This window comes from Streptomyces sp. NBC_01478 (genome assembly GCF_036227225.1).
Taxonomy (GTDB): Bacteria; Actinomycetota; Actinomycetes; order Streptomycetales; family Streptomycetaceae; genus Streptomyces.
The window spans coordinates 7336006-7356717 of record NZ_CP109444.1 but is presented as its reverse complement, the minus strand read 5'-3'; the positions used below and the strand labels follow the sequence as shown (position 1 = coordinate 7356717).

Genomic DNA, 20712 nt, shown 5'->3' with positions numbered 1-20712 from the left:
TGGCTCGTCCGCCGGCTCCTCCGATCGAGGCCATGTTTTCCCCGTCCCCCGTCGTCGCTCACAACACCGCCTGAGCTTCCAGAGGTTAGGGAGAGGGCCGGTGCCCGAGATGGGCCCGTGGGCCCAAATCGGTACCCAGACTCCTGGTGGGCCCGGCCCGGAAGGGCAGGAAGTCCGGGCCCACCGGCCATATCGCAGCGCTCGCGGAGCCCGGTCGGCTCAGGCCGCGGTCCCCCGCTGGCGGCTCTCGAGTGCCTTCGCTGCCTTCCGCCTCCCGGAGGCCCGGACGTCGACCGGAGTGCCGGCGCCCTTGCCCGGGGTGTCCTTCCAGACATGGATCTTCTCGACGACCGCGGTGAGCCGTGCGTCCGCGGGTTTCACGTCGATGGAGAACAGTGACTCGTCCGGCCGGTTGTCGTCGCCGCCCCATCGGACCACGCCCTCGAGTTCGGCCAGGATGTCGCGGATCACGATGAGCTGGAGCGAGAAGAACCCGCCCTTAGCGCCGGCCGGGTAGGAGCCCGGGCGAATCTGTACGGCCGTGCCCGAGGCCTGGTTGGACTCCGTCAGCCCCTTCTTGACCTCGCTCGGGGCGCGCCAGCCGATGACGTCGCCCTTGCGCAACTCGTCGACCTCGTAGTGGAAGCGGCGGATCACGTGGACCAGGACCGCTTCCACGTCCCCGACGCAGACGTCGATGGAACAGGCCGTGCCGGGGACCGGGCGCGTCCACACCGTTGAGATGTCGTTGGTCTTCTCCATCAGCTCCCACCCGTTGAGGGAGGTGGGCCGCGCGGTGTCCTCGGCGTCCGAGGCGGTTTCCTCGGCGGCGGCGGGCGCCGCCGCCAGGAGCCCGCCGGTGAAACCGGCCAGGCCGAGAACTGTCGTGCTCTTTACCGCCGTGCGTCTCGTGATGTGAGCCATCCCGCTGGATCTCCCTTTCGTTTCACTTTGTCTCGATGAAGAACATCAACGCCACCGTGGGAAGAAGGACCAGCAGTGAACTGGCGGTCCAGTAACGCCGTTTGACGGCGTCCCGCTTTCGGCGCATCGCGAGGTTGACCGGAATCCACAGCCCCAGGAACGCCGCCCACATCGGCACCAGCACCAGCAGCCAGGGCAGCATGCCGTCGTTCTCCGTCGGCTCCCGGTGCGTGATTCCCAGGCCCGCGAGGGGGTAGTTCACCGCGAACAGCACGAGGGCCCAGACGGGGATCACGGCGACAATCCCCAGTACGAGATTGACGACGACGGGGACTGTCCATGTCCGGCGGGTCGAAGGTGTTCCGGCGGAAGTGTCAGGAACTGTGCGGGAGTTCATAGATTGCGCACGATCTTGTAGTACTTCTCCAATACCTGGTACAGGCCGCCGACTTGTCTGCCGTACTCCTGGGCGGCGTCGTTGGTTCCGTTGTACCGCGCCAGGATCGCCTGCGAATCGGCGTCGCTCGTGTCCAGGCCGGGCCGGGACAGGCCGATCTGGTAGGCGTTGTAGATCGTCAGGTAGGCGGCCGTCTTCACGTTGTACACCGGATCGTCGTGCAGTTGGGTCCACACGTCCGTCAGGTTCCCCGCCGTCCCCGGGACCAGCAGAGTGCCGTTGATGATTCCCTGCTGGACGCAGTAGATGCCACTATTGCCGCCCCCAGTCCCGTCTGCGTCACCGCTTCCGGCGGTCACGTCCGTGTCGCCGCCGGCCGGAGCCGGGCAGGCCATGCCGGTGACCTTGCAGACCTCCGACTGGACGCCGCCGAAGATCTGAGTGCCGAGGCCGCTGACGAGCAGGGCGGTGATGCCGGCGGCGACGATGGCGATGAACCCGGCGTACTCGACCGGCGTCTGCCCCTCGTCCAGGCGCCAACGGATCAGCCGGGACAGGGAGAACGGGCGGCGCTCGACGCGCTCAAGATCGGCGAGCCCGTACCACCGACAGCTCTCCGGGCGGAACAGGAAGAAGAGGATGACGATCGGCAGGAAGAGCTGGAGGCCGCCACGAACGGATCCGGAGGCGAGGTTGACGGGCTCTTCGAAGTTGGGCGGTGCGCGGAGACGCTCGGCGCCAGGGGGGTGAGTGAGGCACGGAAGTGTGACACTCAGCGCTGAAGTGTCACACTTCCGCGGGGAGGGTCCCCTCTGACGGGCCCCGGCAAAGGGCCGCACCGCTCAACTTCGAAGACCCGGTTGACGACACCGCCGAGGATCAACCAGCCCTGCACGACGACGAGTCCACGCCGGACCCGGACCCCGCCCTCCCGACTACGCCGGGCAGCCACCCAGCCGAGGACACCGGGCGCGGCGGCGTACACGACAAGGACGAGGGCCCGGCCCAGAAGGTCCGCGTGTCCATGCTCGTGATGTGGTTCACCGCTCCTCCCCCCGTGTCCGGATCGTCAGCGGTTCAGGTTCATGACACCGACTCCGAGCCCGTCGTAGGCCTCGGGTGCGACGGTTGCGACCAATGCGCCTTCGGAAAGCATCAGGTTCGGCCGCGCGGCATGCACGGCTGCCGCGACACCGAAGGCAACACCATTGCCTCGGAGTTCGACGATCGTCACGGCCATCGCGAAGTCGTCGTCGATGATCTGGAACACGTCCAGCAGGACGCCCGCGTGGGCGACCGTCCCAGCGCGCTCGCGCTCGGCCTCCAAGAGGCACAGCACGGGCACCCACAGACGTACGTCGTCACTGGCCGCCGCCGCATGGATGAGCGCGGAAACCTGCTTGTTGCCGCCCATCCCCAGAAGTGCGGGAGTGTCGAGGACGTAATGCTCGGTCAGATTCAACGGGAAGACTCCGCCTCCGCGAGAGCAGCCCGGTAGGCGGCGGTGGCCTCACGCATTCTGCGCCGCATCGCCACGGAGTCCTCGTCTGTCACGTAATGCCCGAACCGCTCGGCAAGCAGGGCGCGGGCCTGGTCGGCTCGCTCCTTGATCTGCTCCGGAGTCAGGGTCTGAGCAGCTATTTCCTGCATGAGGGCGCGGAGACTGGTGCCGCGCGCCTCCGCCACGGCGGCGAGTTGGTCACGGACTTCGGCAGGCACGCGGATCATGACATCGGACATGCGGAGAGTATACGCAACGTATACGCCGCGCGCCGCAACGTGCGCCACATCAGGCCGCACACCGTTCTCCCCCGTACGCCCGCGCACCCGCCCGCGGCAGCACCGCCCACATCCGCGTCCCGCCGCCCGGTTCGCGCGCCTCGCCGAAGCCCCAGTCACCGGCGCAGGCCCGCACCACACAGGACAGGACCCGCAAGGTGGCCCGGCGGCGGGAGTCGCAGGCCGCCGCGAGGCGGGGATTGATGTGGCGGGGGTGGGCGTCGTAGAGGATCACCCGGAGGGCGCCGTCGCGGTAGCGGAGCGACACGTAGATCTCGGCGGCGGGGGTGAAACGGCAGGCGCATGCGGCCAGTTCGCTCACCGTCTGTACGGCCGCGTCCGTCATGTCGGCGAGGCCGTGCGCCTGGAGGATCGAACGGGTCGCGGTCCGCGCGATCGCGGGACTCGGCGGGGCTGCGGGGAGCGTGAGGCTGTAGGCGAGGGTTTCGGGGGTCGGAGGGGCGTGGGGTGCGTCGGTGAGGGGCGGGGCCTGGCAGGAGGTCATCGTTCCGGGCATGGCAACTCCCTTGATCGGTGGCTGGTTTGACGCTCCGCGCGGTGGCCTGTCTCCCTGACGCGGGCCCACCCCTCCCAGGGGAGGAGATGCGGGCGGGCACGCGCGATGCGCTTCCGGTTCGACGGAGGGGTCGTAGTCGACCCGTCACTGACTGTAGGAGCGATGGAGTCACAATGTCCACCCACTTGGAGATAATTACCCCTACCACTCTTCGGCTGGCAGACTGACTGCACCACAGCGGGAGAAGGGGTGGCATGGCGACAAGAAGTACGCCGACGGAGCGGCAGAAGCGGCTGGGTGCCGAGTTGCGGAAAATACGCCTCTCGGCGGAGGCCACCACGGAGTACGCCGCCGGGCTGCTCGGAATCGACCGCACCCGGCTGTCCAACATGGAGTCGGGCATTCGCCCCTTTTCAGCCGAGCGCATCCGCACGCTCGCCTGCAACTACGGCTGCACAGACAGGAGTTACGTCGAGGCCCTGGCGCTCATGGCCGAGGGCAAGGAACGCGGATGGTGGGAACGGTACCGGGGCACCCTGTCCGCAGGACTGCTGGACATCGCCGAGTTGGAGTGGCACGGCGCGCGCGTGCGGACCGCGCAGGTCATGCACGTACCCGGACTCCTCCAGACCGAGGAGTACGCGCGCGCCGTCTTCGCCGCCGTACTCCCGCCGTTGAGCCGGTTGGAGGTCGAACTGCGAGTAGCCCATCGCATGGAACGCCAGCAGGTCTTCGACCGGCCCGAACCCCTTCCGTACGTCGCCTACGTCCATGAGGCCGCGTTGCGCATGCCGTACGGCGGCGCCGAGGCGACTCGGCAGCAACTGGAGCACCTGGCCGCACAGTCCGAGCGTGACTCCATCGACGTACGGATCATCCCCACCAGCGTCGGCGGCTTCCCGGGGGCGGGGCACGCGCTGCTGTACGCGGACGGGGCCGTGCCCCAACTCGACACCGTGCAGCTGGACTCCGCGCATGGGCCGGAATTCACCGGCGCGGAAGCTCAGCTCACCAAGTACCGTGCCCACTTGGAGTGGATGGACAACGCGGCGCTGTCCCCGACGGCCTCGCGCGATCTCATCCGCAAGGTCGCCCGCGAACTCTGAGGAAGCCACTATGACCGGCATCAACTGGGAAGCCCCGTACTGCGGGGAGGGCAACAACTGCTTCCGCATAGGCACCGATGACGACGGCAACGCCTACATCGCGGTCGCCGGGCAGGAGGACCAGTACCTCACCGACAGCCGCGATGCGCTCGGTACCCTCATCCGGGACATCAAGGCGGGGAAAGCGGACCACCTGCTGTAGGGAGTGCATTCGAGCGTGCCCCGGGGCGAAGCTGCCCCGATGTAATGAACAACCTTCCGATTCAGGGCACTTGCTTCTGCGAGACGGAGTTCGAGCCGTCCGCCGAGACCGATCGCGCCTGGCAGCACCGCGACTCGTATGCTCTTCCGGTCTTCCCACCCGACCGGCCGACCAGGAGTACACGATGTTCAAAGTCCCGACGACCACAGGCCTGTCGATCCTCGCGGCCATCGCGGCCGGCACGCTGCTGTTGGGCTGCTCAGCTTCCGTCGAGGTCAAGAAGTCCACGCCGCCGAAGCTCTCCGCGGACAAGCTTTCCAGCACGCTCTCCGAAAAGCTCGCCGCCGCCACAGGACAGTCGAAACCGGACGTCTCCTGCCCCGAGGACCTCGTCGGCAAGGTCGGTACCACCTCGCGCTGCACGCTCACGGCGGACGACGGCAGCACCTTGGGCGTGACGGTCAAGGTCACCTCTGTCAGCGGCGGCCAGATCCACTACGATTTCAAGGCCGATGACAAAGCTTCTCCGGCCTCGAACTAGCCAGCATCCAAAGACAGTTGAGTCCGATTCCTTAATATGGGCGAGGGAACACAGCCGTGACGGCGACGATCGGATCGGTGCAGTCGGGACGAACGCCGGGCCAGCGCTGGAAAGCGGCAACGCGAGGGGGTGCGGCTGATGACAGAGGCAGGTCCGAACAACAGCGCGACAGCACAACCCGTCGGGATGCAACTGAACCAGATACCGGGCGATATCGGAGGCTCCCCGACCGCTCAGGGACTGCCCGAGGGCCAGAAGAACCTCGTTTCCTCACCGGCCCAGAAACAGGCGGCGGCCAACGCCATTGAGCAGCACATCGAGCCCGACACGCGCAAAGCCGCAGGCCACGCGGACACGGAAACCAACGGGGCGGTCAAGGCGTTCCGCGACGGATGGCGCACCTCGGGAGCACTGAAAAGGGCGCACACGGCCTGGGGCGAGCAAGTGACGAACCTGATGAACAGGCTCGGCTCGGACAAGGCGGCACTGCGCAGCACCAACACCACATTGCAGACCACGGACTTCCAGGTCGGGTCGGACACGAACGCGGTGTCGGCACTCTCTGGGTACTGACGGGCAAGCCACGGTGCTCAGTTGGGCCGCGGCCTCGACTCGCAGACAGCTTGGCAATGACAACGGGAAATCCATGCCGGCGTATCACGAGATCATGACGACCGATCTGTCCGCGCTCACAACAGCCTCAGAGCGCTGGGACGGGATGGCGAAGGAGCTCCACAAACAGGAGTCCGCCTACCGGCGGGACGTATACGGCATCACCCTGAGTCCGGGCTGGTCGGGGTTGAGCGCGGACGCGGCGAGCGGACGCTTCGACACCACGCTCAAGCAGTTCCAGGCCGCACAGATCGAGGCCAAGGCACTGGCCTCACTACTCCGTGAGGCCCACACGGACTTCACGGGTCTCCGAAAGAAACTGGAGTCCGCCCGAGAGGATGCTGTCAAGGCGGGCATGGCGGTCTCCGAGCAAGGTCTGGTCTCCTACGACACCACGAAGCTGAGCGAGGGCGAACGCACGGCCTTGCACCACGACCCCGACTACCAGCAGACAGTGGGCAAGGCTGTCGCCTCATGGCAGGCGGAGATCAATCGGCTCGTGAAGGCGGTGAGCGACACCGACACCGAGGTCGAGAATGCCCTCACTCGGGTGGTGATCGACTCCGATCTCAGTGACGGCACGCTGACTGGCTTCAACAGCCAAGCTCACGGCAACATCAAGACCTATGAGGACGAGGCCAGGCGCGAAGCCGCCCGGACCAAACCCGACGGTTGGAAATCCGAGGGCAAGACAGAGACGTCCGGCCTCGGCGCCGGGGCGAGCGCAGAGGGGCCGGACATCGCATCCGGCAAACTCGGCGAGGCAGAGGCACACGCCGACCTGGGCAGCGCGAGCGCCGAGGGCTCGCTCACCAGAGGGCCGTGGACACTCGACGGAAAGGCCGATGCCTACGCGGGTGCCAAGGGCTCAGCCAGCGGCGGCATCACCCGAAACGGCGCGGAAGGAGACGCGAGCGCCTTCGCGGGGGCTGCGGGCTCGTCCGAGGGCAGCGTCAATGTCGGCCCGCTCGGCGTCTCCGCCAAGGCCGAGGCCACGGCGGGTGCCGAGGCCAACGCGAATACGGGGGGTGACAAAGAGGGTGTGCACGTGGGTGGCAACGCCTTCGCGGGTGCCAAGGGCGGCGGCGAGTTCGGTGCGGATCTCGGCGGAGTGTCGGCGGGCTTCTCCTCCGAGGGGTGGGCCGGTCCCGGTGCCGAGGCAAGCCTGGACCTTGGCAAGAACAACGAAGACGTGTGGGAATTCAGCACCAAAGTCGGTCTCTCTCCCGCCCTTGGCGGGGAAGTGGGCTTCGACTTCACCGTCGACCCGGACAAGGTCGTCCACACCGCAGGCGACCTGGCCGACGCCGTGGGTCATGGTGTGAGTTCGTTCGGGCAGGCGGTCACCAGCGTGTTCTGAAACCATCACCGAAGCACTCTGAAGCGTCGCTCACGTGGCTCGGCGCCGCGGATGCGCCTTCGGAGGAAGGAAACCTCTCGATGCCGACGACCCTGCCGATCCCGATCCAGTTCGATGTACCTCAAGGCTGGCGAGCCGTGCCTCCGGACGAAGTCGGCGCACCCGGCGCGGCGTTCGTCGCCGTCCATCTGCTGTCGGACGCCGGCTTCACCCCGAACATCACCGTCGACGGCGAGTACCGTCCCGACACGACGACGCTGCCCCGCATCGCCGACGAGTCGGTGGGTCTCATGAGCGAATCCGTCACGTCGATCAGGGTCATCGACCGACGTGAGACCGGCTCCGCAGATGCTCCTGGCCTCACGCAGACCCTGGCCTTCTCGGTCGTCCTGGCTCAGCGAAGCCACGACCTCCTCCAGTCGCAGGTGTACCTTTCTCTGCTCGACGTCAACGATCCCCACACGCGGGTCGTGATACGCCTGATGCTCACCTCCACCGCGTCACGGCATCTCGCTCTGCTGGACGACTTCCGGAGCGTGGTGCGAACCATCCGTCCGGGCGAGGGTGTGACTCCGTAGTTTCGCGGGTGGGGACGACGCTTGTGCCGCCGCACCGGCCTTCATAGGTTGGCCTCATGGGACTCTTCGACAAGCTCACTGGCACCCAGCACCCACCCGAGGGGGTGTCGCCGGTCCCGGGGCAGGACTTGCGGGAGGCATTGTTCGGGCTCAACCGGCCCGAGGTTCCCTACGTCATCCGTTACGGCGGCGGCGAGCGGTGCGACCTGCTCGCGGAGTGGCGGTTGACCGAACCGGCCTGGCAGCAGGTCTTCGTCCGGTCCCAGATCAGTCACACCGTCCAGATCCGGATGCGCCTGGACCACAAGGAGCACGAGGTACGCGCCCTTGAGGAACAGTGGGAGCTGAGTCGAGTCGGTACTCCGACGAGGCTCCAGAAGACTTCGGCGTACACACGCGGACCCAGCCGGACCGTCAGCCGTCGTTGGACCCTCGGGCGTGGGGCCGACGGTCACCTTGAGGCGGCGGAGACCTTCCGTTTCGACAGCGCCGAAATGCGCGAGCCCCTGCGCGACACCGTGCTCAGGTCCGGTTGGACCTGGCGGGGAGTGGTCTTCGGCAAGCTGTGAGGTGGGAAGACGGGAAGGTCCGGGCCGGTTCCAACGGCCGGCGCCAGGCCTTGCGGAGGCCATAGGCGGCCCGGATCTTCCCATTGCCACGTCGAGGCGGAGGAAACGGTCAGCTCCCCGTGCGCGGGAACGTCACCTCGACCCTTCGGTTCTTCTTGCGGCCGGCCTCCGTCGAGTTGTCGGCGATCGGGTACTGCTCGCCGTAGCCGCGCACCTCGAAGGTGATGTTCGGGTTGTTCAAGTCCGAGTCCAGGACGGCCTGTACGGCGTCGGCGCGCTGCTTGGACAGGACGTCGCCGTGGGCCGACGAGCCGAGGTTGTCGGTGAAGCCGAAGACGCGGACCGTGGTCGCGTTCTGCTTCTTGATCTCCTCGGCGATCGCGTCGATACGGGACTTCGACTCGGCGCTCAGCTTGGAACTGTCCTTGCTGAAGAGGACCTCGGCCTGGAGGGCGAAGGTGACGTCCGAGTTGGTGTCCTCACGGCGTTCCTCACCGCCCTGGTCCTCCACGACCGACTTGATGTCCAGGACCTTGGGGTCGGCGAGCGTCGCGCCCTCGGGGAGTTTGAGGTCCGGGTCGTTCGGGTCGACCGTCACCGGGGCGGAGGCCGAGGCCTCGGTGCCCGGTGGGACGCTCGGGCTCGGGGTGTCGTCGGCGTGTGCCGCCACCGCGCCGACGATGTTCGCGGCGACCATGATCGTGGCGGCGGTCACGACCAGGGCGAGACGGGGAGTGGTGGTCACGGCCGCGTCACCCGGAGATCTTGATCGTGGCGACGGAGAACGTCGGTAGTTCGAAGGAGACTTCGGTGGTGGTCGACGGGGGGGCCGGGAACTGTATGAAGACGGCCTTTGTGTCGCCTGCCTTGATCGTCGTGAGGCCTGTGGTGGTGAGCGGCCTCCCGTCCGTGTCACGCAGCACGTAGTAGCGCTTCTTCCCCTTGGAGTCCACAAGCGTGGCCCCACCGAAGGACTGGCCGTTCTTCATGATCTCGGTCTCGTTACCCGTGAGCTGGGAAGAGATGATGGCCGTCTTGCTTCCGTCATTCTTCAGATCCGCGTTGACGGTGAGGAAACCTCCGGAGTCCCGCTCCGCAGAGGTGATATCGAGAACCAGCCCGTCCGAGCCCCTGAGTTCGGCCAATGGCTCGTCCGACTGGCCTTCCTGAGCACTCGGGTTGGATCCAGTGCCCTTGGAAGCGGAAGCCGTCGCGTCGGGCTTCTTGTCGCCGTCGCCTCCGCCGCAGCCGGCCATACCGAGGGCCAGACCGGCCGCGACGGTCGCCGCAACCATCCCCTTGCGGGCCTTCGTTGTGAACCGAATGCTCATGACTCCGCTTCCTTCATCACTCGTCGTTCGCTTGTCAGTCGGCCAGGTGGACGTCGAAGAGATCCTCGGGTCCAGGCAGGTCGGCGAGATCCGTCGGGTCGAGGTCCCAGTCCCTGTCCTTGCAGGTGAGCTTCGGCAGCACGTTGTCCCCGGCGTCCTCACCGGGGAGTTGGAACGTACAGAGTGGCTCGATCACGGCGGTGGCATGGGCTTTCGAGTACATGCCCTCCGTACCGGGGACGATCGAATCTCCGACGGGCTTGTTGGTCTTGACCTCGACCGAGAAGCTCAGGGGCCCCGTCTGGGTGCAGTTGCCGACACCAGCGTCATTCTGCCCCGCGAGCTCGTCGGCACGTCCGCACGAGGGGGTGAGCCCCTCTGCGATGCCGTCGAAGATGTCCTGCCACTTGGTCGGGTCGAGTACGACCGCCACCCACTTGCCCGCAAGTTGATCCCGGGTGTCCTGGGCCGCCGCGAGCGCTGCCGCGTCCGCGGCCGTCTGGGCGCCGCCCCGGTTCACTGCGGCTTGGCCGACCGCGACGTAGGCGAACGCGAGAAAGAGCAGGCCCGCCACCACCGTGATGTAGATGGGGAAGGCCTGCCCTGCGTCGCTGTACCTACGGGGCCGCATCAGGTGCCGGTGACCTCGGTGATTTTCGTCGTGATCGCGTCGAAGATCGACTTGCCGATGTCCGTACCCGTGATCGCCAGCACGATCGCGACAACCACCGCGATGATTCCCAGGTACTCCACCGCGGTCTGGCCCTTGTCGCTGCGGGCGGCGCGAGTCTGAAGGTACGTCACGGTGGTGTTGATCCAGTTGCTCATACTGTTCCCCTCCGAATGACGCGTTACCGGCTTCCTCGTCGCCGGTGCCGCTCTCGACATGAGAACGGTATGCCCGTTCCAGAGGTACGCCAGAGGGTCCCAGGGCCCAAAATCGGGCCCAATCGGAGTCCCTGTCTTCGCACTGGGCCCGCCCGTCGCCGAACCGGGGCCGTAGGCCCGGCAGTTGGGTCCCCCGCCGCCGCGTCATCGGTCACCCCAGTCCTCGGGCCGAACCCGGCGTCGTACCAAGCCACTTGGCCGCTGCCTCGGAGCGGCTGGTGCTGTGGAGCTTGGCGAAGATGCGGTTGATGTGGTTCTTGACGGTCTTCTCGGAGATGAAGCAGGTGGCGGCGATCTGCTGGTTGGTCATGCCGGACGCGATGTGGTCCATGATCTCCGCCTCCCTCGCGCTCAGTTGGAACCGTGACCTGTCCGACGACAACTGTCCCACATTCGGTTGCAGTTGCGAAAGTGTTTTGGCAGAAGTCAGTGATGGCCGGGCTGTCGAGGGTTCTATCCCGTGTGCATTCGCACTTAGTTGAGACTCGTAGGAGCCCAGGCCCTCGGGCAGTGAACCGGCCGCCTGCTGCTGTCTGAGCTGCGCCAGCAGCGCGCCCGCCGCCGATGGCGTGAAATGGGCCCTGCCCTGCCTGATGTCCCTTACGGCGGCCACCAGTTCGTCCGCCGTGAACTCGCCGTGGACCAGATAACCGCCCGCTCCGCGCCGCAGCGCCTCCTGGACGATCTCCGACTCCCTGCTGTACGTGAGCATCACGACCGGCGCGATCCGCACCAGGTACGGAAGCGCCGAGATGCCGTCGACGCCCGGCATGCGGACGTCCAGGAGGACCACGTCGGGGCGGTGCAGGTGTGCCGCCTCGTAGGCCTCGCGGCCGTCCGCCGCCTCCGCTACGACCGTGATGTCCGCGCGGCCCGACAGCAGGGCCGTCAGACCGGCCCGGACCACCGGGTTGTCGTCGACCACCACGACCCGGAGCACCGAAGTCGGGGCGGGCTGCGGGAAGTCGGGGAACGGGTTCGGTGGCGGCTGCGGCGCGCCGGGGTGGGGCGTCGTGTGGTCCGGCATGGCTGCCTCCTCTCGGGTCATCGTCGTCGCGCTTGTCTTCGTACGTGTGCGTGGTGCGTGGTGCGTGATGCGTGGTGTTACGTCTTCGCTGTCGTCAGGGCTTCCAGGGGCAGTTCGAGGCGGACCTCGGTGCCCGTGTCGTGGCCGCCCCGGCCGATGCGGATACGGGCGCCGACCGACGCCGCCCGTTCGACCATGCCGACCAGGCCGAAGTGGCCTGCCCTGCGCAGTTGTTCCAGGGTGGTGCCGGCGGGCAGGCCGCGGCCGTCGTCGTAGACGCTGATGCGCAGGAGGTCGTCGTGGACCCCTGCCTCCACGTCGAGCTTGGTCGGGGTCGCGTGGCGGTGGGCGTTCTCCATCGCCTCCGTCGCGATGGTGAGGAGCTGACGGGCCACGGCGGGCGGGACCGGCGGTACGCCGTGTTCGCCCGTCGGGCGGTAGGTCGTGGGCAGGCCGGTCCTGGTGCTGAAGTCCCTTGTGCGGGCGGCCAGTTCCACGAGTACGTCGGTGCCCTCGGCCGGGTTGGACTCGCGCCGCAGGTCCGCCAGGAGTTCCCGGGACTCCGCGGCCGCCCTGCGCGCCGAGCGGGCCACCAGCTCCGCCTGCTGTCTGATCAGGGTCGGGTTCATGTGCTCCGCGCCCGCCGAACCGGCCAGGCCGTCCGCCGCGAGCGCCACACCGTGCAGGGTCTTGGCCACCGAGTCGTGCAACTCGCGTGCCAGGCGGGCTCGTTCCGCTCCTACCGCCTCCGTCACGGCCAGTCGGGCCTGGACCGTCGTCAAGGCGGTCGTGGCCTCGCCGAAGCGGAGCATCAGTTTGCGCAGGGTCACTCCCACCGCGCCGGCGATCACGCACAGGCCGGGGAGCAGGACGGTCTGCGCCACGACCTTGTGGGCGTCGGCCGCGACGGTCTGCGCCAGCAGCAGGATCAGCGCCTGGAGGCTCGCGAAGGCGGCGGCGCCTCGCCAGCCGTAGACGATGCCGGCGAGGAGGGGGGTGCAGACGCTGACGTACGCGAGCGTGCTGGTGGGCCCTGCCGAGATCAGGAGGAGGGAGCCGAAGAGGGTGTCCAGGGCGAGGAGGGAGGGGTGGCGGAGGAGGACCGGGCCGAAGCGTTCCCAGTCTCTGAACAGGACGTAGGAGGCCATGAAGGTGACCACTACGGCTGCGCCCACCAGGCGGGTGGCCACGCCTGGGGTGGCGTTGAGGAGGGCGGAGGGGGCGGCCAGGGCGATCATCGCGAGGCGGAAGCCGAAGACCTGCCGGCACATTGCCTGTAGGGCGCTGATCTGGATGGGGAGAGCCACTCCCCGGCCTCCGGCCGGGATCGTTTTCCCGCCCGCACCGCCCGCACCACCCACACCGCCCGCACCGCCCGTGCGGCTTTCGTCGTCAGGTGACGGTGGCCCCTGTGGGGCGCCTTCACCGTCGGCGGCCGGCCCTGCCGCCCCCGGTCCTTCCGCCCCCGGCTGCGCCGGTATCCCCGGCAGCCTCGCCGGGGTGGAGCTTGCTCGCGCCCATCCCTCCGGCAACGCCGGCGTCACCGACGTCACCGGAATGTCCGTCGCCCCCGACCGCACATGGTCCGGCAGCACCGTCCCGGCCGGTGGTGTCGTGATCTCCGTCGGCCTGGGTCGCCGGCGCAGCAGTCGCGTGCGTTCGCGTCCCTCCGTGGTCGCCATCGTTCAAGTCACCCCCGTTCCCGTTCCCGCTTACTTGCCCGTGATCGTGCTGAAGTCCGTGCCGGAGCCGAGGAGGAGGCCCGCGCCGAGGAGCAGCATCGTGGCCGGGACCATGAACGTGGTGATCATCATGGTGGCCTTGGGGACCGCCCGCGCCGCCTTCCGCCGCGCGTTCTGCGCGTCCGTGCGGCGCATGTCCTTGGCCAGGGACACCAGCGTGTCGACGATCGGCGCGCCCAGCTCCTCGCCCTGCTGCAACGCCGTGACGAACATGGCCACTTGCTCGCTGTCGTTGCGGCGGCGCAGTTCCGTGAAGGCCGCGCGGCGGCTCATGCCGAGGTCCATCTGCCGTAGCGTGATGCGGAGTTCGTCCGCCCACGGGCCCTCGTACTTCGACGCCACCCGGTCGAGCGCCTGGCGGAAGCCCAGCCCCGCGCTCACCACCACCGCCAGCACGTCCAAGAAGTCCGGCAGGGTCCGTTCGATCACGTCCCGGCGGATGCGGATCGCCGACCAGATGCCGACCTCCGTCCAGAACGCGGCGAAGGCGAACAGGATGATCGCGACGATGTAGTGCCCCTCCAGCAGCATCAGCAGACCGCCGAAGCCGCCGAGGAAGCCGTAGACCGCGCGGCGGGCCGCGTAGCGGTCGATGGTCAGGCCGCCGGGGTTGCCCGCGAGGTCTATCCTGCGGCGGTACTTGGCGACCAGCTTGGGGCCCATCAGCCGCAGGACCGCCGGGGCGTAGCGCATGCCCATGCGGTCGATGAGGGAGTCGACCGCGCCCGTGCGGGTCGCGCCGACCTCCAGGGCCAGGACCAGGTCGCTCGGCAGTTTCACGTCCGCGCGGTACATGCGGATGCCCGCGAAGATGCCCCACACACTGAGGCCCATGGCCAGTCCGAGGACGAGTGCCACCATGTCTGTCCTCCTCCCCTCAGACGTCGATGCGGGACAGGCGGCGGATGAGGATGAAGCCCACCGCGTACAGCCCGAACGCGATGATCACGCAGGCCTGGCCGATCGGGGAGCCCGTCATCTTCTCCAGGGCGCCGGGTTTGACGCCGTTCATCAGGAAGAGGGCGCCCACGCCCATCGCCGGGACGGCGTACGACGTCATGTTGACCTGGGAGAGCTGGGTGCGGACCTCGCGGCGGGTCTCCTTGCGTTCCTCCAGGGTCTCCGTGAGGTTGCGCAGGGCGCTGACCACCTGGCCGCCCGCCCTGTTGGAGAGCACCAATGTGGTTACCAGGACGACGAGTTCGCGGGACGGGAGGCGGTCCGCCAGCTCGCTCAGCGCGTCGTCCATCGAGGCGCCCACCGCCAACTGGTTGGCCACCTTGGCGAGTTCCTCGCCCGCCGGTGCCTCCAGCTCCTCCGCGGCCATGCTGATCGCGGTGCGCAGCGCGAGGCCGGCGTGGGTGGCGTTGGCCATGATGCGGGCCATTTCGGGGAGTTGGTTGATGAACTTCTCGATGCGCTTCTGGCGTTGCCAGTTGAGGAACTGGATCGCCACCCCGACGCCCAGCAGCCCGGCGATCGGGCCGAAGAAGGGCGCCAGGGACGCCTGCCCGATCAGCCAGAGCGCCGCGACCGTGGCCAGCATGTAGACGAAGAACTCGCCCGGCGTCATGTCCAACCCGGTGGCCGCCAGCCGCAGTTCGAGCTGCCGGCCGAGGCGCGTACGGCGCAGTCTGCGGTCCAGGTCGCGGAAGCGGCGGGTGCGGCCGACCTGGATCTGCCCGGTCGAGGTGAGGCGGTCGACCAGGGCCGCGCGCTGTGCCCTGCCCATGGCGTAGGCGTGCAGGCCGGCGACGCCCAGGACACAGGTCAGCAGGGTGATGCCGGTGGTGAGCGTGACGATCGTCTGGAGATCCATGGGGTCGGTCCCTACCTACTGGCTTCTCTGAGGGCGAGCTGTTCCGCGGTGTGGGCGACGCCGAAGGCCTGCGGCAGGGGCTGGCTCGCCATGTAGAGCCGGTCGGCGGTGCGGCGGGAGAGCGGGAAGTACTCGAAGGTGCCGTAGACCCGGCCGTCGGCGGAGATGGGCTGCGGGCTGAAGCGGGCCACCGTCGCCAGCCGGTACGGCTCGCTGCCGTGGCTGTCGAGGAGGGCGATCTCGGTGATGCGGCGGGCGCCGTCGGCGAAGCGGGTGAGCTGGATGATGACGTCGATGGCGCTGTTGATCTGGTCGTGCAGCGCTTCGAAGGGGATCTCCACCTCGGACATGGACGCCAGGGTCTTGAGGCGCATCAGCGCGTCCTCCGCGCTGTTCGCGTGGACCGTGGCGAGTGAACCGTCGTGGCCCGTCGACATCGCCTGGAGCATGTCCAACGATTCGCCGCCTCGGACCTCACCTACGACGATCCGATCCGGGCGCATACGCAGCGAGTTGCGCACCAGGTCGCGGATGGTGACCTGGCCCTTGCCCTCGACGTTCGGCGGGCGCGCCTCCAGGCGGATGACGTGCGACTGCTGGAGCTGGAGTTCGGCGGAGTCCTCGATGGTGATGATGCGCTCGGTCTCCGGGATCAGGCCGGAGAGCGCGTTGAGGAGGGTCGTCTTCCCGGTGCCGGTGGCGCCGGACACGATGATGTTGAACTTCGCGTGCACCAGGCCCGCGAGGAGATACAGCATGTGCTCGTCGAGCGAGCCGAAGCCGACCATCTCCTGGAGCGTGAAGGAGCGCGGGAAGCGGCGGATGGTGAGCGTGGCGCCGGTCAGCGACAGCGGCGGGATGATCACGTTGACGCGCTCGCCGGACGGCAGCCGTGCGTCGACCATCGGATTCGACTCGTCCACACGGCGGTTGACCGTCGACACGATCCGCTCGATGGTCTGCATCAGTTGGTCGTGGGAGGGGAAGCGGAGCGGCAACTGCTCGACCCGGCCGCCGCGTTCGACGAAGATCGCGTCCGGGCCGTTCACCATGATCTCGGTGATCGACGCGTCCTCCAGGAGCGGTTCGAGTATGCCGAGGCCGAGCGCCTCGTCGACGACCCGGCGGATCAACTGCGAGCGCTCGACGGTCGAGAGGACCGGACCCTCACGGCTGATGATGTGCCCGAGCACCCGCTCAAGCCGGGCCCGTCGCTCGGCGGCGGCCAGCGCGCTCATCTCCGCGAGGTCGATCTCCTCCAGGAGTTTGGCGCGGTACGAGGCGACCATGTGGCCGTCCTCGCCCCGATGGCCGTTCTCCTCGGGATGGTTGACACGTTCCCGCAGACCCATGAGTGCTGTGCTCCTCGCTCCTTGTTCAGTCGAACCCAGGTGTTCTCAGGTGTTCTCAGTTGTTCTCTGTCGTTCAGTGGTCGAGCGGCATGGTGGCGGTCTTGCTGGCGTCTCCGAAGCCGTCGTAGCCGGGGATGACGGACGGGATGTGGATGGTGGCGGTGACCGTGACCGTGTCGCCGCCGAACGACGCCGGGCAACTGACCGAGAGCCAGTCGCTGACCGCCTCGCTGCACGCCGGCTGAGCGCCCTGCTGGAGCGAGGCACTGCGCGCCCCCGCCCGGGCGGCCGTCCCCGCCTGCTCCGCGGTGTACGCGACCAGCCCGAGCTGCACCGCCGCCAGCGTGACGAGGATCAGGACCGGGATGAACCCGAGGTATTCGATGGCGACTTGGCCGCGGTCGCGCGCGCGAGGGCCGTAGGACATGTCAGTCCTTCGCCTCCTCTACGGCGCCCGCGTGAGCGTGCACCGTGAAGGGGAAGCCGATGGAGCCCGGGAAGAGGACGGGCACCTTGAGGGAGACGTCGGCCGTGACGAAACCCGTGCCGCCGCAGCTCACCGTGGCGTCCCCCTTCCACGCGCCGTCCAGCTTGTCCAGGCCCGCCTGTTGGCAGGCGGCGGTGCGCGCGCCGCCCGGCGCGGCCGCCGTCCCGGCCCGCACCGCCTCGTCCGCAGCATTCCCCGCGAGCGAGAACGTGTACCCCACCAGCGCGAACTGCCACATCAGCACCAGCGTCAGAATGATCAGCGGGGTCATGCCGAGGAACTCGATGGTGACCTGGCCCCGGTCTCGATCCCGGTCTCGATCCCGTCCGGATACGGACATACGCATCCCCCTCACTCCCTACGGCGCCGGAAGCTCACCGAGCCGCGGTCGCCGCCGCCCCGCGACCGCCCGCTCTTCTGGGCGACTTCGGGGACCTTGACCAGTCCCAGTTCGCCCGCGAGACCCCAAAGGGCCTGTTTCACCACGCTCTTGTTGTCGAGTTCGTGGAGGCTGCCCGCGTCCACCGCGCCCTGGAGTTCCTTGAAGTTGGCGGGGATCGCGGTGGCGGCGACCGCCGTGCCGGTGATCCGCTGGATGAGCGCGGGCTGGATCTCCGTACCGCGCGTGTGCCGGTTGACGACGATCGTCGTCTCCTCCGCCTTGCGGATCTGGAGCCGGTCCCACATGCGGACGGTGCGCTTCGCTGCGCGTACGGCGACCACGTCCGGGGTGGTGAACAGCAGGGCCGTGTCGGCCATTTCGACGGCCGCCGCGCTCGCGCCGCTCATCTGGGCGCCGCAGTCGATGACGACGACCTCGTAGCGGGAGCGCAGCGCGCTGACGATCTGGCGGGCGGCCCGGTCGGTGACCTCCTCGCCGCGTTCGCCCTCGCCGGGGGCGAGCAGCAGCGCGATCCCGGTGTCGTGCCGAAACACGGCGTCGGCCAGGACACGCGGCGAGATGTCGGTGATCGCGGCGAGGTCGACGACCGAGCGGCGGAACTGGACGTCCAGGTAGGAGGCGATGTCCCCGGTCTGCAGGTCCATGTCGACGAGCGCGGCGCTGCGGCCCGACGCCTGGGCGGCGAGGGCGAGTTGGATCGCAGCGAGGGTCGCGCCGACCCCGCCCTTGGCCCCGCTGACCGTGACGACGGTGCCGCCGACGCCGGTGAACACATCGCCGCCGTGGCCCAGATGGCGCCGTACGCCCACCGACCAGGCGGCGACGGCCTGCACGCGGTTGGCCAACTCCTCGTAGCTCAGCGGCAGGGCGATGAGGCCGCGGGCGCCGGAGTCCATGGCGGCCTGGAAGAGGCCGGGGCTGGCGTCCGTGGTGACGAGGATGACGCCCACCGCGGGGAAGCGCAGCGCGACCTCGCGGACCAGCTCCAACGCGGGGACGGGACCGATGCGTTCATGCACCACCACGACCTCGGGCAGCTCGTCGACGGACTCGGCGGCGAGCCGGGCCAGGGTGTCGATGAGCTGCGTCGAGTCGGCCACCGGGGCCACCGGGTCGGCGTCCGGGAGCTGGCTGAGCAGGGTCGTGATGGCGCGGATGGCGTCCGCGTCACCGACCGCCGGAAGAATCCTGGTGGGCATGCCGGCCTCTCACTTGTCCTTCGCGAGTTCGTACGTCCGGTCCTTGTCGGGCACGGTCGTATCGCCGCCGGGTGCCACCAGCGCGAGCCGGACCCGCTCGGCGAACGACTCGGCGTAGGTGATCCGTTGGGCGTCGAGCGTGGAGAGCGCGAAGGTGATCGGCACGCCGTTGGTGGACCCCTGCTGGTTCTTGTCGCTGTTGCTGCCCGGGTCGAGGGCGGTGATGTGGCCGACGTCGATGACCTTCGCGTTCTCCACGATGATCTTCGACTGGTCGGGGTCGCCCTCTTTCGCGCCCTCGAAGGTGGCGTACACGTTGACCGTGGAACCCGGGTCGATCTTGCCGGCGACGCCGGTCGCCGCGTCGATCATGATGGCGACCTCCTGCTGCCCCGGCTGCAGGGCGGGCTGGTCCACGATCATGTCGGTCTGGAGCAGGGAGCCCCCGCGCAGGGTGGTCACCGCGATCTTGCCCTTGATCTGGTCGAGATCGGTCACGGCGGTGTCCGACAGCCACCGCTTGGGCATCTCGATCTTCTTGAACTGGGCGGCGGTGAGAGCCGTGTAGGGCGCCACGCTGTCCTTGACCTGGTACGCCGTGACCTCGGGACCGACCTTGGACTTCACGTCACGGATGACGGAGAGGACGCCGGCGAACGCGCCGAGGGCGCAGATCACCGACAGGAGCAGGAGTATCACGCCGCGGCGCTGACGGGAGTTCATGAACCGTACAACCTCATCGGGGATATCGGTCGAGCGGAAATGAGCGGATCGAGCGGACGAGCGGATCGAGCGGGATCAAGCGAGACGAACCGGGTCTGGCGAACGCGTGTGCCGTATTCGTGTGCTGTAAGCGTGTCCTGTGAGTTGAGGACTTATCCGCTCGATGTTTGGTTCTCGTGAACGGGCGGTGTGGCGGAGCAGAAGACACAACGGTCGCCGATGACGTCGATACCGCACCAGTGGCACACGGACTGCCGTACAGAGGTGACCAGTTGGTACAGCACCGACAGGTCGGGCAGAAACGTACAGAACTCGATCATCTTGCTCGTGCCCCACCACGTCACCGACTCGGCGGGCAGGGTGGCCTCGCGCAGCCCCATCGCGTTCCACGCCGGGGCGAGGGTGGTGCCGATCCAGTCGGACTGCAACTGCCCCTTGGCGACCAGCATCCAGGTGCCGAACTCCGGCCCCTCCAGCGTGACTCCGGGGCCGACCCGGACCAACTGCGGCTCGGGGTGGGCGATCACCGCGAACTGACTGCCGGGCACCCAGGACTTGGCGTGCGACTTGAGGCCGACGGGGACCCGGTCCAGTCGGGTGACCGAGCCGAGGACCGCGCCGGCGTGGATGTAGTGGGTGAGCAGCCGGCCGGCCGAGGCGAGCACTCCGGGGCTGAGGTCGCAGGTCGCGAGCTGCCTCAACTGGCGGGCCAGGACGGCGAGTCCGAGCGGGGGCAGATTCGGGCGGAACAGGGCGATCCGGTCGCTCTCCAGGATGGAGCGGATCGTGTGCAGCCGTCGGTCGACGCCCTCGGACACGGCCTGCGAGGACACGACGACGACATGCCCGTGCTGGTCGAGCAGGGCCTGCATCTCCGACAGCGCCTGGTCCAGCGGTCGTTGATCCAGGTCCCGCAGGACGACGGCGGGCAGGGTCCGTTCGTCCTGTGGCGGCAGCGCCATGTCGGCGCTGGTCACGGCAATGGCAGTTGGCACGCTCAGCTCCCCGTTTCACGCCTGTCGGCTCGCCGGTATTACTCCGGTACGCCGAGTTGACTTCATTGCGTGACTACCTCAGCACTGTAACCACGCCCCTGTGACCGGAGAACAGCGTTTCTGTAGCTGTGCGGCAACTGTCATCGCACACAACACGCCAA

Annotated in this window: 27 protein-coding genes; 7 read left to right on the top strand and 20 right to left on the bottom strand. The window is 68.2% G+C overall.

Features of this window, described 5'->3' with window-relative positions; all coding sequences use genetic code 11:
* Positions 1–219 precede the first annotated feature (219 nt).
* The 6 genes from OG223_RS33490 to OG223_RS33465 form a co-directional block, all read right to left on the bottom strand.
* Positions 220–924 (bottom strand): hypothetical protein, encoded by a 705-nt coding sequence (locus OG223_RS33490; RefSeq protein ID WP_329256544.1) that lies wholly within the window; start codon positions 922–924, stop codon positions 220–222.
* Between the two features lie 22 nt (positions 925–946).
* Positions 947–1219, bottom strand: a complete 273-nt coding sequence (locus OG223_RS33485) for a hypothetical protein (protein WP_329256542.1) — start codon at positions 1217–1219, stop codon at positions 947–949.
* Positions 1220–1317: 98 nt separating this feature from the next.
* A complete protein-coding gene (locus tag OG223_RS33480) occupies positions 1318–2160 on the bottom strand; it encodes a hypothetical protein (protein WP_329256540.1) in 843 nt (280 codons plus the stop codon).
* Between the two features lie 230 nt (positions 2161–2390).
* On the bottom strand, positions 2391–2783 hold the full coding sequence (locus tag OG223_RS33475; protein WP_329256538.1) for a hypothetical protein: 393 nt from the start codon (positions 2781–2783) through the stop codon (positions 2391–2393).
* Positions 2780–3061 (bottom strand): Arc family DNA-binding protein, encoded by a 282-nt coding sequence (locus OG223_RS33470; RefSeq protein WP_329256536.1) that lies wholly within the window; start codon positions 3059–3061, stop codon positions 2780–2782. Before OG223_RS33470 ends, OG223_RS33475 begins: the two co-directional genes overlap by 4 nt.
* 49 nt (positions 3062–3110) lie before the next feature.
* A complete protein-coding gene (locus tag OG223_RS33465; protein WP_329256534.1) occupies positions 3111–3617 on the bottom strand; it encodes an ATP-binding protein in 507 nt (168 codons plus the stop codon).
* 254 nt (positions 3618–3871) lie between these two features.
* On the opposite strand from OG223_RS33465, the gene OG223_RS33460 reads away from it, so the two are divergent.
* From OG223_RS33460 to OG223_RS33430, 7 genes are all read left to right on the top strand, one after another.
* The gene (locus OG223_RS33460) at positions 3872–4723 is read left to right on the top strand and encodes a helix-turn-helix domain-containing protein (protein WP_329256532.1); all 852 of its coding nucleotides are present in this window, start codon (positions 3872–3874) and stop codon (positions 4721–4723) included.
* 10 nt (positions 4724–4733) lie between these two features.
* The gene (locus OG223_RS33455) at positions 4734–4925 is read left to right on the top strand and encodes a hypothetical protein (RefSeq protein ID WP_329256531.1); all 192 of its coding nucleotides are present in this window, start codon (positions 4734–4736) and stop codon (positions 4923–4925) included.
* 184 nt (positions 4926–5109) lie between these two features.
* Entirely contained in the window at positions 5110–5466 is a 357-nt protein-coding gene (locus tag OG223_RS33450; RefSeq protein ID WP_329256529.1) for a DUF4333 domain-containing protein, read from the top strand.
* A gap of 186 nt (positions 5467–5652) precedes the next feature.
* The gene (locus OG223_RS33445) at positions 5653–6039 is read left to right on the top strand and encodes a hypothetical protein (RefSeq protein WP_329256527.1); all 387 of its coding nucleotides are present in this window, start codon (positions 5653–5655) and stop codon (positions 6037–6039) included.
* Positions 6040–6052: 13 nt separating this feature from the next.
* The gene (locus tag OG223_RS33440) at positions 6053–7438 is read left to right on the top strand and encodes a hypothetical protein (protein ID WP_329256525.1); all 1386 of its coding nucleotides are present in this window, start codon (positions 6053–6055) and stop codon (positions 7436–7438) included.
* 80 nt (positions 7439–7518) lie between these two features.
* Complete coding sequence (locus OG223_RS33435) at positions 7519–8016, top strand: hypothetical protein (protein ID WP_329256523.1); 498 nt, start codon at positions 7519–7521, stop codon at positions 8014–8016.
* Positions 8017–8072: 56 nt separating this feature from the next.
* Positions 8073–8585 carry a hypothetical protein gene (locus tag OG223_RS33430; RefSeq protein WP_329256521.1) on the top strand — a complete coding sequence of 171 codons (513 nt, stop codon included), beginning with the start codon at positions 8073–8075 and terminating at the stop codon, positions 8583–8585.
* A 109-nt stretch (positions 8586–8694) separates the two neighbouring features.
* Here OG223_RS33430 and OG223_RS33425 read toward each other — a convergent pair whose 3' ends face one another.
* The 14 genes from OG223_RS33425 to OG223_RS33360 all read right to left on the bottom strand — a co-directional run bounded on the left by OG223_RS33425 (position 8695) and on the right by OG223_RS33360 (position 20518).
* Positions 8695–9330, bottom strand: coding sequence for an OmpA family protein (locus OG223_RS33425; protein WP_443073771.1), 636 nt, complete (start codon positions 9328–9330; stop codon positions 8695–8697).
* Positions 9331–9337: 7 nt separating this feature from the next.
* Positions 9338–9916: a hypothetical protein gene (locus OG223_RS33420; protein ID WP_329256520.1), complete on the bottom strand. Its 579-nt coding sequence runs from the start codon at positions 9914–9916 to the stop codon at positions 9338–9340.
* A gap of 34 nt (positions 9917–9950) precedes the next feature.
* Positions 9951–10547, bottom strand: coding sequence for a pilus assembly protein TadG-related protein (locus tag OG223_RS33415; protein WP_329256518.1), 597 nt, complete (start codon positions 10545–10547; stop codon positions 9951–9953).
* Positions 10547–10744 carry a Flp family type IVb pilin gene (locus OG223_RS33410; RefSeq protein ID WP_329256516.1) on the bottom strand — a complete coding sequence of 66 codons (198 nt, stop codon included), beginning with the start codon at positions 10742–10744 and terminating at the stop codon, positions 10547–10549. Before OG223_RS33410 ends, OG223_RS33415 begins: the two co-directional genes overlap by 1 nt.
* A gap of 211 nt (positions 10745–10955) precedes the next feature.
* Complete coding sequence (locus OG223_RS33405; protein ID WP_329256514.1) at positions 10956–11831, bottom strand: response regulator transcription factor; 876 nt, start codon at positions 11829–11831, stop codon at positions 10956–10958.
* A gap of 77 nt (positions 11832–11908) precedes the next feature.
* A complete protein-coding gene (locus tag OG223_RS33400) occupies positions 11909–13513 on the bottom strand; it encodes a sensor histidine kinase (protein ID WP_329256512.1) in 1605 nt (534 codons plus the stop codon).
* Positions 13514–13543: 30 nt separating this feature from the next.
* The gene (locus tag OG223_RS33395) at positions 13544–14434 is read right to left on the bottom strand and encodes a DUF5936 domain-containing protein (RefSeq protein ID WP_329256510.1); all 891 of its coding nucleotides are present in this window, start codon (positions 14432–14434) and stop codon (positions 13544–13546) included.
* 16 nt (positions 14435–14450) lie between these two features.
* Entirely contained in the window at positions 14451–15392 is a 942-nt protein-coding gene (locus tag OG223_RS33390) for a type II secretion system F family protein (RefSeq protein ID WP_329256508.1), read from the bottom strand.
* Positions 15393–15403: 11 nt separating this feature from the next.
* Complete coding sequence (locus tag OG223_RS33385) at positions 15404–16744, bottom strand: CpaF family protein (RefSeq protein WP_033285200.1); 1341 nt, start codon at positions 16742–16744, stop codon at positions 15404–15406.
* Positions 16745–16817: 73 nt separating this feature from the next.
* Positions 16818–17171 carry a TadE/TadG family type IV pilus assembly protein gene (locus OG223_RS33380; RefSeq protein ID WP_329256506.1) on the bottom strand — a complete coding sequence of 118 codons (354 nt, stop codon included), beginning with the start codon at positions 17169–17171 and terminating at the stop codon, positions 16818–16820.
* Position 17172: 1 nt separating this feature from the next.
* Positions 17173–17577, bottom strand: coding sequence for a TadE family protein (locus OG223_RS33375; protein ID WP_329256504.1), 405 nt, complete (start codon positions 17575–17577; stop codon positions 17173–17175).
* 5 nt (positions 17578–17582) lie between these two features.
* The gene (locus OG223_RS33370; RefSeq protein ID WP_329256502.1) at positions 17583–18833 is read right to left on the bottom strand and encodes an AAA family ATPase; all 1251 of its coding nucleotides are present in this window, start codon (positions 18831–18833) and stop codon (positions 17583–17585) included.
* Positions 18834–18842: 9 nt separating this feature from the next.
* Entirely contained in the window at positions 18843–19556 is a 714-nt protein-coding gene (gene cpaB / locus OG223_RS33365) for a Flp pilus assembly protein CpaB (protein WP_329256500.1), read from the bottom strand.
* 152 nt (positions 19557–19708) lie between these two features.
* Positions 19709–20518: a hypothetical protein gene (locus tag OG223_RS33360; RefSeq protein ID WP_329265613.1), complete on the bottom strand. Its 810-nt coding sequence runs from the start codon at positions 20516–20518 to the stop codon at positions 19709–19711.
* Positions 20519–20712 lie beyond the last annotated feature (194 nt).

Excerpts from the sequence above, each read along its gene's own strand:
- OG223_RS33410 (WP_329256516.1), bottom strand. The coding sequence starts at position 10,744 with ATGAGCAACTGGATCAACACCACCGTGACGTACCTTCAGACTCGCGCC.
- OG223_RS33395 (WP_329256510.1), bottom strand. The coding sequence starts at position 14,434 with ATGGTGGCACTCGTCCTCGGACTGGCCATGGGCCTCAGTGTGTGGGGC.
- OG223_RS33470 (WP_329256536.1), bottom strand. The coding sequence starts at position 3,061 with ATGTCCGATGTCATGATCCGCGTGCCTGCCGAAGTCCGTGACCAACTC.
- OG223_RS33445 (WP_329256527.1), top strand. The coding sequence starts at position 5,653 with ATGCAACTGAACCAGATACCGGGCGATATCGGAGGCTCCCCGACCGCT.
- OG223_RS33385 (WP_033285200.1), bottom strand. The coding sequence starts at position 16,744 with ATGGGTCTGCGGGAACGTGTCAACCATCCCGAGGAGAACGGCCATCGG.
- OG223_RS33490 (WP_329256544.1), bottom strand. The coding sequence starts at position 924 with ATGGCTCACATCACGAGACGCACGGCGGTAAAGAGCACGACAGTTCTC.
- OG223_RS33455 (WP_329256531.1), top strand. The coding sequence starts at position 4,734 with ATGACCGGCATCAACTGGGAAGCCCCGTACTGCGGGGAGGGCAACAAC.
- OG223_RS33460 (WP_329256532.1), top strand. The coding sequence starts at position 3,872 with ATGGCGACAAGAAGTACGCCGACGGAGCGGCAGAAGCGGCTGGGTGCC.
- OG223_RS33435 (WP_329256523.1), top strand. The coding sequence starts at position 7,519 with ATGCCGACGACCCTGCCGATCCCGATCCAGTTCGATGTACCTCAAGGC.
- OG223_RS33465 (WP_329256534.1), bottom strand. The coding sequence starts at position 3,617 with ATGCCCGGAACGATGACCTCCTGCCAGGCCCCGCCCCTCACCGACGCA.
- OG223_RS33370 (WP_329256502.1), bottom strand. The coding sequence starts at position 18,833 with ATGCCCACCAGGATTCTTCCGGCGGTCGGTGACGCGGACGCCATCCGC.
- OG223_RS33375 (WP_329256504.1), bottom strand. The coding sequence starts at position 17,577 with ATGCGTATGTCCGTATCCGGACGGGATCGAGACCGGGATCGAGACCGG.
- OG223_RS33430 (WP_329256521.1), top strand. The coding sequence starts at position 8,073 with ATGGGACTCTTCGACAAGCTCACTGGCACCCAGCACCCACCCGAGGGG.
- OG223_RS33420 (WP_329256520.1), bottom strand. The coding sequence starts at position 9,916 with ATGAGCATTCGGTTCACAACGAAGGCCCGCAAGGGGATGGTTGCGGCG.
- OG223_RS33405 (WP_329256514.1), bottom strand. The coding sequence starts at position 11,831 with ATGCCGGACCACACGACGCCCCACCCCGGCGCGCCGCAGCCGCCACCG.
- OG223_RS33390 (WP_329256508.1), bottom strand. The coding sequence starts at position 15,392 with ATGGATCTCCAGACGATCGTCACGCTCACCACCGGCATCACCCTGCTG.
- cpaB (WP_329256500.1), bottom strand. The coding sequence starts at position 19,556 with ATGAACTCCCGTCAGCGCCGCGGCGTGATACTCCTGCTCCTGTCGGTG.
- OG223_RS33380 (WP_329256506.1), bottom strand. The coding sequence starts at position 17,171 with ATGTCCTACGGCCCTCGCGCGCGCGACCGCGGCCAAGTCGCCATCGAA.
- OG223_RS33415 (WP_329256518.1), bottom strand. The coding sequence starts at position 10,547 with ATGCGGCCCCGTAGGTACAGCGACGCAGGGCAGGCCTTCCCCATCTAC.
- OG223_RS33400 (WP_329256512.1), bottom strand. The coding sequence starts at position 13,513 with ATGGCGACCACGGAGGGACGCGAACGCACGCGACTGCTGCGCCGGCGA.
- OG223_RS33360 (WP_329265613.1), bottom strand. The coding sequence starts at position 20,518 with ATGGCGCTGCCGCCACAGGACGAACGGACCCTGCCCGCCGTCGTCCTG.
- OG223_RS33450 (WP_329256529.1), top strand. The coding sequence starts at position 5,110 with ATGTTCAAAGTCCCGACGACCACAGGCCTGTCGATCCTCGCGGCCATC.